Genomic DNA, 17,284 nt, shown 5'->3' on the forward strand with positions numbered 1-17,284 from the left:
CGATAAAAGCCGACGCGGAAACCGGATCCGGTGAATCCGCCCACGACGGTAACTCCGGCCGACGCAACCCCATTCCGAAGAAGTAGGAAAACCGTATGACACGCAGTCTGTTTTACACATTCGCGCTCTCCGTCCTTTGCATCCACCCGCTGGATGCGAAGGACGTGACGGTGCTTCCTGCGAAAGGGAACTCTCCGTCGGTCTTTTATCTCGCCGGACCGCACCGGCAGCCGGTCGTCTATGTCGACGGCAGCGACGCACCCGTCGTGAAGAAATCCGCCGGACTGTTCGCCTCGGACATCGGGGCCGTCACGGGAATCCCGGCGAAAGTCGTAACCTCGCTCGACGGGGTAAAGAGTTGCGTCATCGTCGGGACCATCGACGGCTGCGATGCCATCCGCCGTCTTGCCGAAGCGGGAAAAATCGACCTCGAACCGATCCGGAACGGCTGGGAACAGTACCACATCCGGACTGTCCGGAAACCTTTCCCCGGAATTTCCGAGGCCCTCGTAATCGCCGGAAGCGACCGCCGGGGCGCAGCCTACGGCATCCTGTCCCTTTCGGAGAAGGCAGGTGTCAGCCCGTGGTACTGGTGGGCCGACGTGCCGGTCCGAAAACACGAGCGGCTGTATGTCGACGCCCCCGGTCACTATTCCGCCGAGCCTTCGGTCCGGTACAGAGGGATTTTCCTGAACGACGAGGACTGGGGACTTACGCCCTGGGCAGCGAAAACCTTCGAAAAGGAGCGGGGCAACATCGGGCCGCGCACCTATTCCAAAGTTTGCGAATTGTTGTTGCGCCTGAAGGGCAACATGCTCGCTCCGGCCATGCATCCGGTATCGACACCGTTCCACAGCATTCCCGAGAACCGGATGGTCGCAGACTCCTTCGCCATCGTCCTGACCGCAACCCACTGCGAACCGCTGCTGCTCAACACGGCCGGCGAGTGGGACAAAAAGACCATGGGACCATGGGACTACGACGCCAACCGGGAGAAGATGAACGAAGTTCTGGCCGCACGGGTCCGCGAGGCTTCCCCGTACGAGAACGTTTACCCGCTGGCGCTCCGGGGCCTGCACGATGCTGTCATGGCGAACGGAATCCCGGTGAAGAAGAAGGTCCGGATGCTCTCCGAAGCCCTTGCGGACCAACGGAAAATCATCTCCGCGGAGGTTTCGGGTCCCGTCGGGGAGGTTCCCCAGGTCTTCACGCCCTACAAGGAGGTGTTGGAAATCTATTCCAACGGACTGGAACTTCCCGACGAGGTGACGATCGTCTGGCCCGACGACAACTACGGCTACCTCAAGCGGCTGAGCGGCATCCGGGAACAACAGCGCTCGGGACGCTCGGGCGTCTATTACCACGTCTCCTATCTCGGGGTTCCCCACAGCTACCTGTGGTTCAGCACCACGCCGCCGGCACTGATGTACGAAGAGCTGAAAAAAGCGTACGACACGACAGCCGACCGCTACTGGCTGCTCAACTGCGGCGACCTGAAAGGCAGCGAAATGCAGGTTTCGCTGTTCATGGACATGGGCTACGACATCGGCGCCTTCACGCCGGAAACCGTCGTAGAGTATCCGGCTAAATGGCTGAGCGCCATTTTCGGCGAAACGATGTACGACGAACTGTGCCGGAACTACACTGCATTCCTGAACCTGGCATTCAGCCGCAAACCGGAGTATATGGGCTGGGGTTATCACTGGAACCACTACGGCAACCAATGCGAGCAGCCGACCGACACGGACTTCTCGTTCCTCAATTACGACGAGGCGCAGCGGCGGCTCGCCGCCTGTTCGGAACTGGGAAGCTATGCCCGGAAGAGCTACGATTCGCTTCCGCAGGCATACCGGGCAGCTTTCTGCCAACTCGTCTGGTATCCGTTCCGGGGCATCGAACTGATGAACCGGATGACGCTCAAAGGCCAGTTGAACCGGATGTACGCCCGTCAGCACCGCGCATCGGCCAACCGTACAGCGGATGAAGTCAAAGCCTGCCACGATTCGCTTGTCCTGATCACGGAGGAATACAATTCGATTCTCGGCGGAAAGTGGCGCCATATGATGTCCCTGAGGCAGAACTACGATCATACGAGTTCCTATTTCAAACTCCCGGAACTGCATTACATCGACCTCGACGGCCCGGCATCCCTCGCCCTTGCCGTAGAAGGGGAGGACGTAAGCGGCATACGGAGTTTCCGGGCATTGCCCGTCTTCGACAAATACCTGCGCCAAAGTCATTGGATCGAGGTGTACAACACCGGCTGCGAAAGCGTCAACTGGGAAGCCGGGGTGTCCGACGACTGGATCGTGCTCTCGAAAGCGTCGGGCACGACCGGCTCCGAAGAGCGGATCGGGGTGTCCGTCGACTGGACGAAAGTTCCCGCGGGAAAGGATATCCTCGGGGAGATTTCCATCCGGGGAACGGGCGGAACCCTAAAGGTCCTGGTTTCGGTCTTCAATCCGGCGGAACCCACACGGGAAGCCCTCGGAAACCTCTATGTCCAAAGCGACGGATATGTTTCGATTCCTGCGGCCGCTTTCCACCGGATAACAGGCAACGGGAAGGTCGCCGTGAAACCGGTTCCCGGGTTAGGCCCCGACGGCGACGCCCTTCAACTCGGCGACCCTGCTGCACCCCTGCAAAACTACCGGGACGAGAACACCCCTTCGGCAGAATACGATTTCTACTGTTTCGACGCCGGCCCGGTGGATGTCTACACCTACGTTCTTCCGCTCTTTCCGCTCCATGCGGACCGGGATTTCAAGCTGCCTGAGAATACGAATACAGACACCAAATACAGTATCCAGATCGACGGAGGAGCCATCGCGACCCCCACTTCATCCCATACCGAATACACCCAGGTATGGTACGAGAGCGTCCTGCGAAACAGCGTGGTGAACAAATCGGTCCTGCACGTCGACGCGCCGGGCCGCCACACACTCCGTATCCGGACCGGTGACCCGGGGATGGTGATCCAGAAGATCGTCATCGATTTCGGAGGCATGAAACGCTCTTACCTCGGACCGCCGTCCACACAGGTGGCAACGGCCGATTCCCGATATAAAAATCAAATTAAAACCAACTAAAAGCCATACTTATGACACTTCAAAATTCCCTATTATCCGTGTTTGCTCTGGCTGCAACGCTCGTGTCCTGTTCGTCGGACAAGACGGATTCGGACCCGGCAGGACCGGCAACCGTAGAAAAACTGGCGGCGCCCAGAGACGGGCTGAGCGTCAACACGTTACTTTTAAACCCCGAAGAGTTCGAAGGCCTCCGGTTCGATTGGAAATCGGCCGGGGAGGGCCTGAAGTACGAACTCGTCTTCGACAAGGCCGGCGGCGACTTCTCCGCTCCGGCAGAGCGGTTCGAAACGACCGAAACGTCGCACACGCTCCTGTTCGAGGACATCCAGCGGCTTTTCGAAGAGAATAAAAACGAAGCGGGAGAGACCGCCGAACTCGCATGGCGGGTCTACACGACCTCGGAGCGGGGCAGGACGCAGTCGAAAGAGACCCGGCTGATCACGTTCACGACCGTAGCGAAGGTGGTTGTCAAAACGCTGATCGCACCCGAGAAAGAGACCGTTTTCAATCTGAAAAAACTCGCCGGAGATGTGACTTTCTCCTGGTCGAAGCCCGTATGGCTGGGTAGTGAAAAGGACATCAGCTACACATTCGTGATCGACCAGGCCGGCAACGACTTTTCGGAGCCGCTTCTCAGCGTGGAACTGGAAGCCGGAGAGGAGACACTCGCAGCGACCCAAACCGTGGTGACCAAAGAGAAACTGACCGAACTTTACGACGCCTCGCCGGTAGCAGCCGACGGGGACAGCTACTATTTGAAATGGGCCGTCTATGCCAAGATCGGCGCAAACAAAACCATCTCCGAGGAGATTCGCACCTTCTCGGTCATCCCGAAGGAGAAGATTCCCGCATTCACCGGGGGCGACCCGCTTTATATCGGGGTTCCCGGATCGACCGAAACCGGCCAGCAGATGGTCTACATCCCGGACAGCTATTACAAAACGGACAACGACAGTTGGCACGACCGGATGGAGAAGATCGGCCAGAACTGGAAGGATTTCCCCTACTACGAAGTATTCGTCTCGCTGAAGGCAAACGAAAAGTATTATTTCTATACGACGGACGAAAACAACGAAAAGACGCACTTCTTCAAGGCGACCGCCTCCGACGGATTCGTCGAAACGGAAACCGAGGAGGATGCACAGGTCAAAATCGCACAGGACGGCATCTACCGAATCCGCTTCAAGGCCGACGGAACAAAGAAGGCCGACGTGCGGAAGGTGGAATACATCAACCTCCGGTTCGCCTGGGGAGCTTATGACCAGAACAAGGTCACCGACGCCGTGATGAATTACGCCGGTAAGGGACTTTGGACCCTGTCGTCCTACAACATCGTCCTCAAGGACATGGGAAGCTACAAGGAGGACCGCTACCGGTTCGTCATGAAACTCGACGGCATCGACCAGATTCAGGGCCTCTCGAAAAACAACGAGGGCAGCGTCACCGGAAACCGTCCCGGACAGAGCGAAGATGCCTCCTACTGGGACCTGCAGCTTTCGTATACGGGATGGGACCACTGGGTATTCAAGTATCCGGCCTGGCTCTGCGACGATTCGAACCTTGCCAAATGGTGTGCAGATGTCAGACTCTATATGAACGCCGACAAGGGACACTATACCCACGAGTTCGTCAATCCTGTCGAGGTGAAGGCATTCGCCGACGGCGATCCCCTGTATATCGACGGCACGGGAAGCGAGGCCGGACAGAAGGCCTCCTACATCACTTCGGCCTCCTACAACACCTCCATCGGCCAGTCGGGCGAGGTCGACGCTTTCAAGAACCAGGATTACAAATACGAAATTTTCACCAAACTCGGCGCCGGAAGCAAGTTCTATTTCCGATCAGTTACCGGAACCGTTTTCTACACGCTGACGGCAGACGGGACCCAGGTCAAGAAGATCAACTCGGCCGCCGAAGCCGAAGGAACCACAGCGAAAGAGGGCATCTACCGCATCCGGTTCAACATCACATCGGGCAAGGCTTATATCGTCCAGGTAGACAACGTGGAGCACTTCTTCTGCTGGACCTCCAAACTGACCGCCATGACCTACGAAGGGAAAGGCGTATGGGCGGCAAAGAACCTGAACATCGCGCTCCAGAAGACGAGCTGGGGTTTCGACGAACGGTATAAGTTCAAATTCACCATCGACGGAAAGGCGCAGCCGTTCGGACGCATGTCCACAAACGGCGATCGTCCCAACGCTTCGACGGCAGCGGATTACTGGTACGTCCAGCCTTCCCTGGCGAACCAGTGGGACCCCGCATTCAAATATCCGGACGCACTGTGCGACGGCAACAACCTGACACGGTGGTATGCCGACCTGTACCTCTATATGAACGACGACAAGGGACATTACACCCACGAATTCAAGAACACACATGAATAAAATGATCAGCACATTCGCAATCCTTTGCGGAACAATCCTGTCGGCATGCAGCCAGTCGGAGTCTTCTCCGGCCGGCCCCGACGGGCCGGCAACCGGGGAACCGGCAACCATACTGACAGCCCCGAAAAACGGGCTTTCCGTCAACCTCGACGCCCTGTCGAACCTCACGTTCTGGTGGGAGCGTACCACCGGCAAACCCGACGGATACGAACTGGTATTCGATCTGGAAGGAGGCGATTTCACAGCCCCGGCAGCCTCTTTTCAGGCAGGCGGCAAGACCGAACTGACCCTCTCCTACCAGGACGTGAAAACCCTCTACCAAGCAACTCAGAAGGATGGCACGGCATCTCTCATCTGGACCGTAAACGCGCTTGCGGGCGATAAAACATACGGCGGCAAAGAGTCCCGCAAACTGATTGTCACCAACACCATGGAGCCGTATATCGTCGAGGCGCTCTTCACCCCGGAAAACGGCAGCAGGGCCGACCTGACCCTGCTCGAGGAGAATCTCCACTTCAGTTGGTCGGCAGCCAAGACCTCCGGAACCAAAACCCCGTCGTACACCCTGCTGTTCGACCGGAAGGGCGGCGACTTCAGCGCACCCCTGGCCTCGTTCGACCTGGCCGGGAAAACCGAATTCGACCTCTCGAAGGAGGAGGTCCGCAAGCTCTTCGACGCCCATGCGGAAAGCGGAAGCGAAACCCTTCCGCTCGTCTGGACGGTGCGGTGCAACGTGGAAGACAACGCATGGCTGGCTTCGGAGCAATACCAATTAACCGTGACAACGCTTCCGGTAGCCTATTCGAACGCAATCTTCACGAACTTCTCGCTGCCCGACCCCGATGTAATCCGGGGCGACGACGGTTATTTCTACCTCTACGCCACCGAACATAAACGCAACGACCCCGACATGAAGAACAGTCCGATCATGCGTTCGCCCGACCTGATCAGTTGGACACGCGTCGGTTCGCTCTTTACGGACTCCACCCATCCCCAGATCACCGATCAGGACGCCGGGATCTGGGCGCCCTCGGTCAATAAAGTCGGCAACAAATACGTGATTTACTACTCCCAGCCGGGTAAGAATTACAAACACGCCATCGGCGTCGCCGTCGCCGACTCGCCCACGGGACCGTTCACGGATCTCGGGAAACTGATCGACAGCAACGAACAGGGCGTAGAAATTTCCATCGACGCCTACCTCTATCAGGAGGATGGCCGGAATTACCTGTTCTGGGGCAGCTTCCGCAGCATCAGCGTTCTCGAACTGACCGAGGACGGAACGGCCATCAAGAACAAGGCCACCCAGAAACGCCGGGAGGTGGCCGGAGGCCAGTACGAGGCTTCCGTCGTCCTGAAAAGGGATAACTGGTATTACCTGATCGTTTCGACGGGCGATTATTCGAAAGGCGGCACTTACCGGATTGTCGTCGGCAGGTCGCAAAGTGTTTTCGGTCCCTATGTGGATAAGAACGGAAACGACATGATGAGCGTCCACCACGAGCTGGTGCTGAAAGGCAACAGCACATTCTCCTCGCCGGGACACTGTTCGCGCATCATCACCGACGATGCCGGACAGGACTGGATTCTCTATCACGCCTATCCCAACGACAAGGACTACCGATGCCTGATGCTCGACCGGATCAACTGGGTGGACGGCTGGCCCGTTTCGCCGGGCCAGCAGCCGACATCCCAATCCGTAGACCGGCCCGTCTTCAACAAATAACCGCTCCGGACAACATTTGCCCGAACCGTTCAAAACCCCTCCCCTTCAGGAGGGGTTTTGCATGACCGCGGACCGATCCCCGGCGAACCCCGTAAAGGCCGGTCCGGCCCTCGCAAACGAAGCAAGGCACGGATGGGAACCCCTCCGTGCCTTACGTACAAATGCAGGGATACCTGCGCTATTCGTCGATAAAATCGATGTTCACCTCGCGCTGGAACACCTCCTGCAACGAAATGTTAGTTTCCGTCGTCGCAATTCCCTGGATACGCAGGATACCGTCGAAAATCGTCCGCATCAGGTGTTCGTTATCCACGCAGTAGAGTTTCACCAGGATATTGCCGTTGCCGGTGATGAAGTGGCACTCCACGATTTCGGGAACCTTCCGCAGCTCCTCGACGGTCTGTTTGAGCAACTGCGGGTCCTTTAACGTGATGCTGATGTGGGCGCAGACATCGAAACCCATCATCTTGGGGTCGACGATCAGCCGGCTTCCGAGAATCACGCCCGACTCGTCGAGCTTGCGGATGCGCTGGTGGATGGCGGCGCCGGAGATTCCGCATTCGCGGGCGATCTCCAGGAAAGGCATGCGCGCATTCTTAATGAGGTATTTGAGAATCTTGCGATCGATCGCGTCCAATGCGGTTTTAGCCATAGCGGTAAATTTATTTGATTACGTTCAATTCTTTGCCGACCTTCGTGAAGGCGGCGATGCAGCGGTCGAGGTGTTCGGTCGTGTGGCCCGCCGATACCTGCACGCGGATGCGCGCCTGGCCCTTCGGAACCACCGGGTAGTAGAAACCCGTGACGAAAACGCCTTCGTCCTGCAACTTCGCGGCAAACTCCTGCGACAACTTGGCGTCGTAGAGCATCACGGCGCAGATGGCCGACTGCGTAGGTTTGATGTCGAAGCCCGCAGCCATCATCCCGGCCCGGAAATGCTCGACGTTGGCCACGAGGCGGTCATGGATTTCGTTGCTCTCGGCGAGCATCTTGAAGGTCTCGATCCCGGCGCCCACCACGGCAGGGGGCAGCGAGTTGGAGAAGAGGTAGGGACGCGAACGCTGGCGCAGCATGTCGATTATCTCCTTGCGGCCCGTGGTGAATCCGCCCACAGCGCCGCCGAAGGCCTTGCCGAGCGTACCCGTGAGGATGTCCACCTGCCCGCGCAGGTCGTACAGTTCGGTGATGCCGCGGCCAGTCTTGCCCAGCACGCCTGCCGAGTGGCACTCGTCGACCATCACCAGCGCGTCGTACTTCGCGGCCAAAGCGCAGATTTTGTCGAGCGGCGCAGCGTTGCCGTCCATCGAGAAGACGCCGTCGGTGACGACGATGCGGAAACGCTGGGCCTGGGCCTTCTTCAGGCACTCCTCCAGTTCGCCCATGTCGGCATTGGCGTAACGATAACGCACGGCCTTGCACAGGCGCACGCCGTCGATGATCGAAGCATGGTTGAGCGAATCGGAAATAATGGCGTCCTCCTCCGAGAAGAGAGGTTCGAACACACCGCCGTTGGCGTCGAAGCAGGCGGCGTAAAGGATCGTATCTTCCGTGCCGAAATAGTCGGCGATAACCTTTTCCAGCTCTTTGTGGATGTCCTGGCAGCCGCAGATGAAGCGCACCGACGACATGCCGTAACCCCGGTTGTCCATGGCGCGTTTGGCAGCCTCGATCAGCCGCGGATTGTCCGAGAGACCGAGGTAATTGTTGGCGCAGAAGTTAAGCACCTTCCGACCTGCAACCTCGATCTCGGCCCGCTGGGGCGAAGCGATGATCCTTTCCCGTTTGTAAAGCCCTGCGGCCTCGATTTCGGCGAGTTCATGCTGCAGGTACTCCTTGATTTTCCCGTACATATCCGTTAATTTTTTGATGAAATTCCGATTGCAAAGTGTCGATTTGTTACAAATGTACGATAATTTTTTGAAAACCGATACGTTCCGAATGCTTTTTTCGTGATACGGGTTACAATTTGTTATCAGCGCCGGGCTTCAATATCCCGGAGTCGTTTTTTCAACGGCATTTTCTTTGCCGCCGTATAAAAAAATAATATCTTTGTTGCTCAAATAACAATCAGCTTCCTTATGAAAAAATCGTGTGTATTGGTCAGCGGCGGAGCCGGCTACATCGGCTCGCATACCTCCGTGGAACTCATCAACGCGGGTTACGACGTAGTGATCGTCGATAACCTTTCGAACAGCGACCTCAACGCCGTCGAAGGCGTGCGCAAGATCACGGGCGTCGACATACCCTTCGTCGAGGTAGACTGCTGCGACCGCGCGGCTTTCCGCAAAGTCTTCGAACAATACGAGTTCGACTCGGTGATCCACTTCGCGGCATCGAAAGCCGTGGGCGAATCGGTCCAGAAGCCGCTCGAATACTACGGCAATAACCTCACCTCGTTCATGAACGTCATCGGCCTGATGCGTGAATTCGGCCGCCGGAACATCGTTTTCTCGTCGTCGTGCACCGTGTACGGCGAACCCGAGAAGCAGCCCGTAACCGAGCAGACGCCCCGCAAGCCGGCGACCTCGCCCTACGGTAACACCAAGCAGATGTGCGAAGACATCCTGCGCGATTCGCTCACCGCCTATCCCGGTATGAAGGGCATCGCGCTGCGTTATTTCAACCCCATCGGCGCACATCCTTCGGCCCTGATCGGCGAACTGCCGCGCGGCGTGCCGCAGAACCTCGTGCCTTTCATCACGCAGACCGCCGCCGGACTGCGCGAGTGCCTTTCGGTCTTCGGCGACGACTATCCGACGCCCGACGGATCGTGCATCCGCGATTACATCGACGTTGTGGACCTCGCGAAAGCCCACGTAGCCGCGATCGGCCGCATGATCGAAGACAAGAACAAACAGCCTTACGAGATTTTCAACGTCGGCACGGGCCGCGGGGTCTCGGTACTGGAGCTGGTGCACAAATTCAAGGAGGTCAACGGCGTGAAGCTCTGCTACAAGATCGCTCCGCGCCGCGCGGGCGACATCATCGCCATCTGGGCCGATCCGGCCCTGGCCAACAACGAACTGGGCTGGAAAGCCGAGCGTTCGCTCGACGAAACGCTCCGCGCCGCCTGGGCCTGGGAGAAACACATCCGCGGAATCGAATAACCGGACGCAAAAGATCTTTTTCAAGGGGCGGAGCAGCAACTCCTCCCCTTGTTTTTACCGGCAGACAGCGATTTTTCGGGCGCTAATTTTTCATTTTTAATTATTTACACTAACTTTGCGCTCCCAAAGCAGGCGGAAATGGGATGCGGTCCGCAGAGGCCGCATTGAGAACCGCCGAAGGTAACACATTAAAAAACAAAACAAATTATGAAAACTATTTCGGTAAAGGCTGTAAAGCGCGCCGATTTCGGCAAGAAAGCAGCCAAAGCGGTACGCCGCGAAGGCATGGTCCCCTGCGTACTGTGCGGCAATGGTGAGACGGAAAGCTTTTCGGTCGATCCCCGCGAGATCAAACCCCTGATCTACACCCCGAACTCCTACATCGTAGAATTCGACCTCGAAGGCAAAAAAGAGAAGGCTGTGCTGCGCGAGGCTCAGTTCCACCCCATCCGCGAGGAGATTCTCCACCTGGATTTCTACCGTATCGCCGACGGCAAACCCGTTTCGATCGCCATCCCGGTACGCCTGACCGGCAACGCCGAGGGTGTGAAAGTCGGCGGTAAGCTGGCCCTGTCGGCCCGCAAGCTGGTCGTCAGCGCACTGGTCGAGAACCTGCCCGACGAAATCGTCGTAGACGTTACGGAGCTGGGTGTAGGCAAGACCATCTTCGTCGGCGACCTCGATATCGAGAACCTGAAGTTCGTTACCCCTGCTACGACCGCTGTCTGCGCCGTTCGCGTAACCCGTGCGTCGCGCGGTGCTGCCGAGGCTGCGAAATAAGCCGGCCGAAGGAGTATGAAATACCTCATTGTTGGGCTCGGGAATATCGGCGCCGAGTACGCCGGAACCCGTCACAACATCGGTTTCAACGTGTTGGACGCCCTTGCAGAGGCGTCCAACGCTGTTTTTACCACCCAACGTTACGGCGATGTGGCCGAAGCGAAGTACAAGGGGCGGACACTGGTGTTGCTGAAACCCTCGACCTACATGAATCTCTCGGGCAAGGCCGTCCGTTACTGGATGGACACCGAAAAGATTCCGCAGGAGAACCTGCTCGTCATCTCGGACGACATCGCGCTGCCGTTCGGCACGCTGCGCCTGCGCCCGAAGGGGAGCGCCGGAGGCCACAACGGCCTGAAGAATATCTCCGAACTGCTCGGCACGGAGGAGTACGCCCGGATGCGTTTCGGCGTGGGCGGCGACTTTCCGAAGGGACACCAGGTAGACTACGTGCTCGGGGAGTGGACCGACGAGGAACAGAAGGCCATGCCCGACCGGCTGAAGGTCTTTGTCGACGCCGTCCGGTCGTTCGCGACCGTCGGAACGGCCATGACGATGAACTTTTTCAACAAGAAGTAACTCAAAAAACAGGTATCCGACAGGGCCGCGACCATTCCCGAACGGGAAGAGCGGCTCGCATCAAACAGGAAAAAGCGGCCGAAAGCCGCTTTTTTCATTCATCTTCGTCGTAGTAAACCTCGTCCATCAGTCCGTCCAGTTCCCGCCGCTCCTTTTTGGTCGGGCGGCCCGTACCGCGGTCGCGAACGACGAAGATCGTCTCGCGCGGGACGTTGAGTTTGTCCAACTCCTCCTGCGGGGTGATGTTGAGGCAGTACAACGGGACGTTTTTCGCCGGCTGGCGGCTCGACACCAGATCGAGGACTTTATAAGAATAGGTCACCTGCAACTTACGCACGGCAATCACGTCGCCGGTCTTCACCTCGCGCGAAGGCTTGGCATAAGCCCCGTTGACCGTCACCTTATTATTGCGCACGGCATCGGCGGCATCGCTGCGGGTCTTGAAAATACGCACCGCCCAAAGGTATTTGTCCAATCGAATATCTTCCATATTACTTTATGTTTTCCGCTATTTTCTCCAGCAGGCTTCCCTTGCCGTAACCGACCCATATATCCTGCACCCGGCCGTCGGGAGCGATCAATACGAAGTGCGGGATTCCCTTCACCCGATAACTGGCCCCGAGACCGATATTACCCTCAAGAAGCTGGTTCCACTGGTTTCCTGTCAACTGCCTCCCGGCGACGAACTCCTTCCACTCCCGTTCCGGGTCCTGGCTGATGCTCACGACTTCGACCCGATCTTTGTAGCGTTCGCCGATCTCCTTCAATTCGGGAATCGCCTGCACACACGGACCGCAGCCCGCACTCCAGAAATCGAGCAGGAGGTATTTCCCGGCAAATTCCGACAGGCGATGCCGATTTCCATCCACATCATACAGGTCGCCGTCCACCATCTCATCGCCAATGCCGATCGCCGGAGGCGGATTGAGACAGGCATCAATCAGTTGCCCTTTCTGGGACTGTCGTTGCTCTGCGGACATCCGATCGTAAAGCGCAAGCATCTCCGCCTTGCAACCGGTCCCGATTCCATACTGTAAAGATCCGGCATATTCGACCAGTTTATTTATCCAGACCGTCGTTACGGGGGCCGTCTGCATGTAACAGACGGTCTTAGCCGTGATCCGACTCAACAACCCCTTATACAAGGAATCCTTCCGATTTGAAAAAGGCTCTTCGGGCGCATCGGCCATCAACAGCATCATTTCACGCATCTCCGGAACGACCCGGACAAGATAAGCGTTCTCTTCCTGCTGTTCCGGTATTTCCGACGAAACATCCCAAAGTCCGATCATCTTATCCCGCCCCTTAACATTCACACGCTTGCCGGGAGCCACCCAGACTTCGAACAGCCAGTTCGGATAACCTTCACCCTCGGCGTAGAGCAACACCCGTTTCGGAAAAGCCACCGTATCCCGGAAGGAAAATTTCCCGTCGACGAGTGTATCCACGGCTATCTCCTGCAATATCCTCCCCCGCATTTCATACAGAAAGACTACCGCGCTGTCAGGCACATTCTCTATCTTCCCGGCGATCAAAAATTCGCCGGCGGGAACAGCGGGAGCGCAGGCCGTTACGGCCACCGCAGCAAAGAGCAGATACAGCAAACGTTTCATCGGGGTTCAACTATTTTTCGTACAACGTTTCATTTTTCGGCCGGTCGTGCGACTGTTCGTCGTTCTGGCGGCTGACGCTCAAAATCATCCCGAAGGCGATCATCGTGAAGAGCATCGACGAGCCGCCGCGCGAGATCAGCGGCAGGGTCTGACCCGTTTCGGGGATCAGATTGACCGTCACCATGATGTGCAGCAGCGCCTGGCACGTGATCAGCAGCGCAAGCCCCAGCACGAGCAATCCCGGAAAAGCGGTTCCGCACTGCCGGAATATCTCGATTCCCCGGAAGAAGACCCACAGATAGAGCATCAGCAGCAACACGGCCAGGATAAAGCCGTACTCCTCGACGAAAAAGGCGTAGGCGTAGTCGCTCTCGGGGTGGATCATCTCCACGCGCATCGCACTCTGTCCGGCGCCTTCGCCCAGAATACCGCCGTTGTAAATGGCGATCATCGAACGTTCGGTGTCGGAAAGATGTTCGATGGGTTTCGCGGTCTGCGACTTGGTCCAGAGGTGAATCCACGTCGAAACACGCCCTTCGGCGGTTTCGCTGCGCCCGAGGTTCAGCGACATGATGACGACGATGGCCGCAATGCCCCATCCCACCAGTTTCATCAGTTCCCCGAACCGGACACGGCCGATCAGCATCATCACCCACGAAGCCAGGCACACCAGCACGGCCGACGAGGTATGCGCCGGAAAGATCACCATTGCCGAAACAGCGACCGGCAACAGAATCGGCCGCGTCCCTTCGCGCCAGATTTTCCGCTGCTCGGGCGACGAACGCCACGTCCAGAACTTCCACGACGGCACGATCCGGATTTTGTCGATCTTCGACTGCCGCCCGGCGAGTTGCTGGGCCAGGAACAGCACCGTGGCGACCTTCAGCGCCTCGGAAGGCTGGAACTGGAAGGGGCCGAGCGGAATCCAGCGCGCCGCGCCGTTGGTCGTTGCACCGATGAAGTAGACGGCGACGGTGAGCGCCACCGAAAGGAAATAAGCCGGCCGGGCGAAAAGGTTGTAAATGCGGCAGTTGATTTTCTGCACGGCGACCATGATAAGGAGGCTGACGACCAGGAGCATCAGTTGCTGACGCAGGAAATGTGCCGTCGTACGGGCCGTATGGGCGTCGTAAGCCATCTTGGCCGTCGATGAGTAGACCACCAGCACCGAGATCACCGCCAGCGCGGCAACGATGATCCACAGCACGCGGTCACCGTTGAAGATCCGGAATTTGGGTTTTTCGGCGGCCGTCTCCGCTCCGCAGGCAGCATCGTCCGCGGAGGCCGCTTTACCGCCCCCCGAAGTTCGTCTGCCACCGCGCGGCGCTGCATCGCGCGCCAGTTCGGCCGTCGCCTGCCCATCGGCTCTGCTCTCGTCCCGTAGCATCGGTTATGCTTTTTCTTTGACCCAGTTTTTAAACAGTTCCCCGCGGTTCTCGTAGTTCCTGAAGAGGTCGAAGCTCGCGCAGGCCGGCGACAGCAGTACCACGTCGCCCGGACGTGCAGCCGCCTTCGAGGCCGCCATGGCCGCTTCGAGCGAGTCGGTCGAAACCACCTCGGGAACCACGCCCGTAAATTCCCGGATCAGTTTGGCATTGTCGAGTCCCATGCAGACCAGCGTGTGCACCTTCGCACCCGCGAACGCCTTGAGGGGTTCGTAATCGTTGCCTTTGTCCGTGCCTCCGGCGATCCACACCACGGGACGCGTCATGCTCTCCAGCGCGTAGTAAACCGAATCGACGTTCGTGGCCTTCGAATCGTTGATCCACAGCACGTCCCCCTTCTCCGCCACGGGTTCGAGGCGGTGTTCGACGGGTGTAAAGTCGTAGAGCGATTTGCGGATTTTCGTCGGGGCAACGCCCGCCGCAAGGGTCGCAAGGGCCGCCGCCATGGCATTGTAAGCGTTATGGAGGCCCTTGATCTGCATTTTCGCCGTGTCGATCTCGACCGATGCCTTTCCGGCCGTCGCAGTGAATTTCCCGTCGCAGAGGAACGCATCGCCCGCGCCGCTCGCCACGGCGTTTTTAGCCGCAAAGGGCAGTTGGCGCATCCTCAAATCGTATTTCGGAAGCTCGTTCCAGATCACCTCGTCGTCGCCCGAATAGACAAACCAGTCGCGCGAGGTCATGTTCTGCGTGATGCGCATCTTCGCATCGGCATAATTCTGAAAACAGTGGTCATAGCGGTCGAGGTGATCGGGCGTAATGTTCATCAACACGCCCACGTGCGCCCGGAACTTATACATGCCGTCGAGTTGGAACGAGCTCAGTTCCAGCACATACCAGTCATATTCGCCCGTCGCGACCGAATAGGCGAAACTCTCGCCGATGTTGCCTCCCAGCGCAACGTTCTCGCCTGCGTCGCGCATGATCTTGTAGATGAGCGACGTAGTGGTAGTCTTGCCGTTCGAACCGGTGATACAGATACATTTGGCCTTGCCCAGATAGCGGCCCGCAAACTCCATTTCGGAAATCACCGGGATTCCCGCTTCGCGGATTTTGCACACCATCGGCGCCGTGTCGGGAATGCCGGGGGACTTGACGACCTCCGTAGCCGCGAGAATACGCTCCTCGCTGTGGCCGCCCTCCTCGTAGGGAACCTCCCACTCGTCCAACTTGGCCTTGTAGCGGTCGGCAATACGCCCCGCATCGGAGAGGAAAACCCCGAACCCCTTCTTTTTGGCAAGGATCGCGGAACCGTAGCCGCTGATTCCCCCGCCCAGTACGACGATGTTTTTCATATTATCTTATCTTCAGCGTTACCAGTGTAATTGCCGCCAGCAGCAGCGAGATGATCCAGAAGCGAAGGACGATCTTAGTCTCGAAAATACCCTTTTTCTGGTAATGGTGATGGACCGGAGACATCAGCAGGATTCGCCGCCCCTCGCCGTACCGGCGTTTGGTGTATTTGAAGTAGCTGACCTGCATCATCACCGAGAAACTCTCGACCAGGAAGACGCCGCACAGCAGCGGCAGCAGCAGTTCCTTCCGGATGCAGAGCGCGAAGACCGCGATCACGCCGCCGATGGCCAGCGACCCCGTGTCGCCCATGAAAATCTGCGCCGGGAAGGAGTTATACCACAAAAAGCCCACCAGCGCACCCACCAGCGCCGCGGCGAAGACCACCATTTCGCCGCTGTCGGGGATATACATGATATTGAGGTAGTCGGCATAGACGATGTGACCCGAAAGATAGGCCAGCACGCCCAGCACGGCGACGATCGGGACCGAAACGCCCGTAGCCAGTCCGTCGAGTCCGTCGGTGAGGTTGGCGCCGTTCGATACGGCCGTCACCACGAAAATCGCCACCAGCACATAGAGAATCCACGTGGCGGTACTGTTTCCGCCTGTCAGCCAGCCGTAGTCGAACTCGTTGTTTTTGACGAAAGGAATGGTCGTCTGCGTGGTCTTGAGGCTCTCAGAACTGATAACAACGTGGCGCTGAACAGTTTCGAGCACCGTGCCGTCCTCGTTCAGGTAGACCGTCTGCACGGGCTGCGTAACCTTGTCGCGGACGACGATATCGGGCGAAAGCCACATCGTCGTTCCGACGATGATACCGAGGCCCACCTGTCCCACAATCTTGAAACGGCCGTTCAGGCCCTCCTTCTTGTGGCGGAAAACTTTGATGTAGTCGTCCAGGCCGCCGATCAGTCCGAGCCACACGGTCGACACGAGCAGCAGTTGGATGTAAACGTTGTCGAGTTTTCCGACGAGCAGCATCGGGACCAGGATGGCGATGAGGATGATGACGCCGCCCATCGTAGGGGTTCCCTTTTTTTGCAGTTGGCCCTGAAGTCCGAGGTCGCGGATATCTTCGCCGATCTGCTTGCGGCGCAGAAAGTCGATGATCGAACGTCCGAAGATAATGACGATCAGCAGCGACAGGATAATGGCCGCCGCGGCACGAAAGGAGATGTACTGAAACATTCCCGAACCGGGAAGGTTATAAACCTCGTCCAGATACCTGAAAAGATGGTAGAACATGTCTTCTGTTTACTTGT

General features: G+C 57.9%; 13 protein-coding genes. 6 read left to right on the plus strand and 7 right to left on the minus strand.

Annotated elements, in window-relative coordinates; translation table 11 throughout:
* The first annotated feature begins 95 nt into the window (after positions 1–95).
* Genes I2E69_RS04550 through I2E69_RS04560 form a run of 3 tightly spaced genes read left to right on the plus strand, consistent with a single transcriptional unit; the run spans position 96 to position 7,202 of the window.
* Positions 96–3,089, plus strand: a complete 2,994-nt coding sequence (locus tag I2E69_RS04550) for a glycosyl hydrolase 115 family protein (protein ID WP_195459130.1) — start codon at positions 96–98, stop codon at positions 3,087–3,089.
* An 11-nt stretch (positions 3,090–3,100) separates the two neighbouring features.
* Entirely contained in the window at positions 3,101–5,476 is a 2,376-nt protein-coding gene (locus I2E69_RS04555) for a SusE domain-containing protein (protein WP_195459131.1), read from the plus strand.
* Positions 5,469–7,202, plus strand: coding sequence for a family 43 glycosylhydrolase (locus I2E69_RS04560; RefSeq protein WP_195459134.1), 1,734 nt, complete (start codon positions 5,469–5,471; stop codon positions 7,200–7,202). The genes I2E69_RS04555 and I2E69_RS04560 overlap by 8 nt, the downstream gene beginning before the upstream one ends.
* A 178-nt stretch (positions 7,203–7,380) precedes the next feature.
* Here I2E69_RS04560 and I2E69_RS04565 read toward each other — a convergent pair whose 3' ends face one another.
* A complete protein-coding gene (locus I2E69_RS04565) occupies positions 7,381–7,854 on the minus strand; it encodes an Lrp/AsnC family transcriptional regulator (RefSeq protein ID WP_195459137.1) in 474 nt (157 codons plus the stop codon).
* A 10-nt stretch (positions 7,855–7,864) separates the two neighbouring features.
* A complete protein-coding gene (kbl, locus tag I2E69_RS04570) occupies positions 7,865–9,052 on the minus strand; it encodes a glycine C-acetyltransferase (RefSeq protein WP_195459139.1) in 1,188 nt (395 codons plus the stop codon).
* Between the two features lie 228 nt (positions 9,053–9,280).
* Here kbl and galE point away from each other — a divergent pair, with 228 nt between their 5' ends.
* The 3 genes from galE to pth all read left to right on the plus strand — a co-directional run bounded on the left by galE (position 9,281) and on the right by pth (position 11,668).
* Complete coding sequence (galE, locus tag I2E69_RS04575; RefSeq protein WP_195459142.1) at positions 9,281–10,309, plus strand: UDP-glucose 4-epimerase GalE; 1,029 nt, start codon at positions 9,281–9,283, stop codon at positions 10,307–10,309.
* 207 nt (positions 10,310–10,516) lie between these two features.
* Positions 10,517–11,089 carry a 50S ribosomal protein L25/general stress protein Ctc gene (locus tag I2E69_RS04580; RefSeq protein ID WP_195459146.1) on the plus strand — a complete coding sequence of 191 codons (573 nt, stop codon included), beginning with the start codon at positions 10,517–10,519 and terminating at the stop codon, positions 11,087–11,089.
* A 15-nt stretch (positions 11,090–11,104) separates the two neighbouring features.
* Positions 11,105–11,668 (plus strand): aminoacyl-tRNA hydrolase, encoded by a 564-nt coding sequence (pth, locus tag I2E69_RS04585; RefSeq protein WP_195459149.1) that lies wholly within the window; start codon positions 11,105–11,107, stop codon positions 11,666–11,668.
* Between the two features lie 94 nt (positions 11,669–11,762).
* Here pth and I2E69_RS04590 read toward each other — a convergent pair whose 3' ends face one another.
* The 5 genes from I2E69_RS04590 to mraY are packed head-to-tail and all read right to left on the minus strand — an operon-like array spanning position 11,763 to position 17,267.
* Positions 11,763–12,158 carry an RNA-binding S4 domain-containing protein gene (locus I2E69_RS04590; protein WP_195459152.1) on the minus strand — a complete coding sequence of 132 codons (396 nt, stop codon included), beginning with the start codon at positions 12,156–12,158 and terminating at the stop codon, positions 11,763–11,765.
* Position 12,159: 1 nt separating this feature from the next.
* Positions 12,160–13,281, minus strand: a complete 1,122-nt coding sequence (locus tag I2E69_RS04595) for a TlpA disulfide reductase family protein (protein ID WP_195459154.1) — start codon at positions 13,279–13,281, stop codon at positions 12,160–12,162.
* A 10-nt stretch (positions 13,282–13,291) separates the two neighbouring features.
* Entirely contained in the window at positions 13,292–14,668 is a 1,377-nt protein-coding gene (locus tag I2E69_RS04600; RefSeq protein ID WP_195459157.1) for an FtsW/RodA/SpoVE family cell cycle protein, read from the minus strand.
* A gap of 3 nt (positions 14,669–14,671) precedes the next feature.
* Positions 14,672–16,021, minus strand: a complete 1,350-nt coding sequence (gene murD, locus I2E69_RS04605) for a UDP-N-acetylmuramoyl-L-alanine--D-glutamate ligase (RefSeq protein ID WP_195459160.1) — start codon at positions 16,019–16,021, stop codon at positions 14,672–14,674.
* Position 16,022: 1 nt separating this feature from the next.
* A complete protein-coding gene (mraY, locus tag I2E69_RS04610; protein ID WP_195459162.1) occupies positions 16,023–17,267 on the minus strand; it encodes a phospho-N-acetylmuramoyl-pentapeptide-transferase in 1,245 nt (414 codons plus the stop codon).
* Positions 17,268–17,284: the final 17 nt, after the last annotated feature.

Origin of the sequence: Alistipes sp. D31t1_170403_E11 (assembly GCF_015553985.1) — a bacterium.
Classification (GTDB): domain Bacteria; phylum Bacteroidota; class Bacteroidia; order Bacteroidales; family Rikenellaceae; genus Alistipes; species Alistipes montrealensis.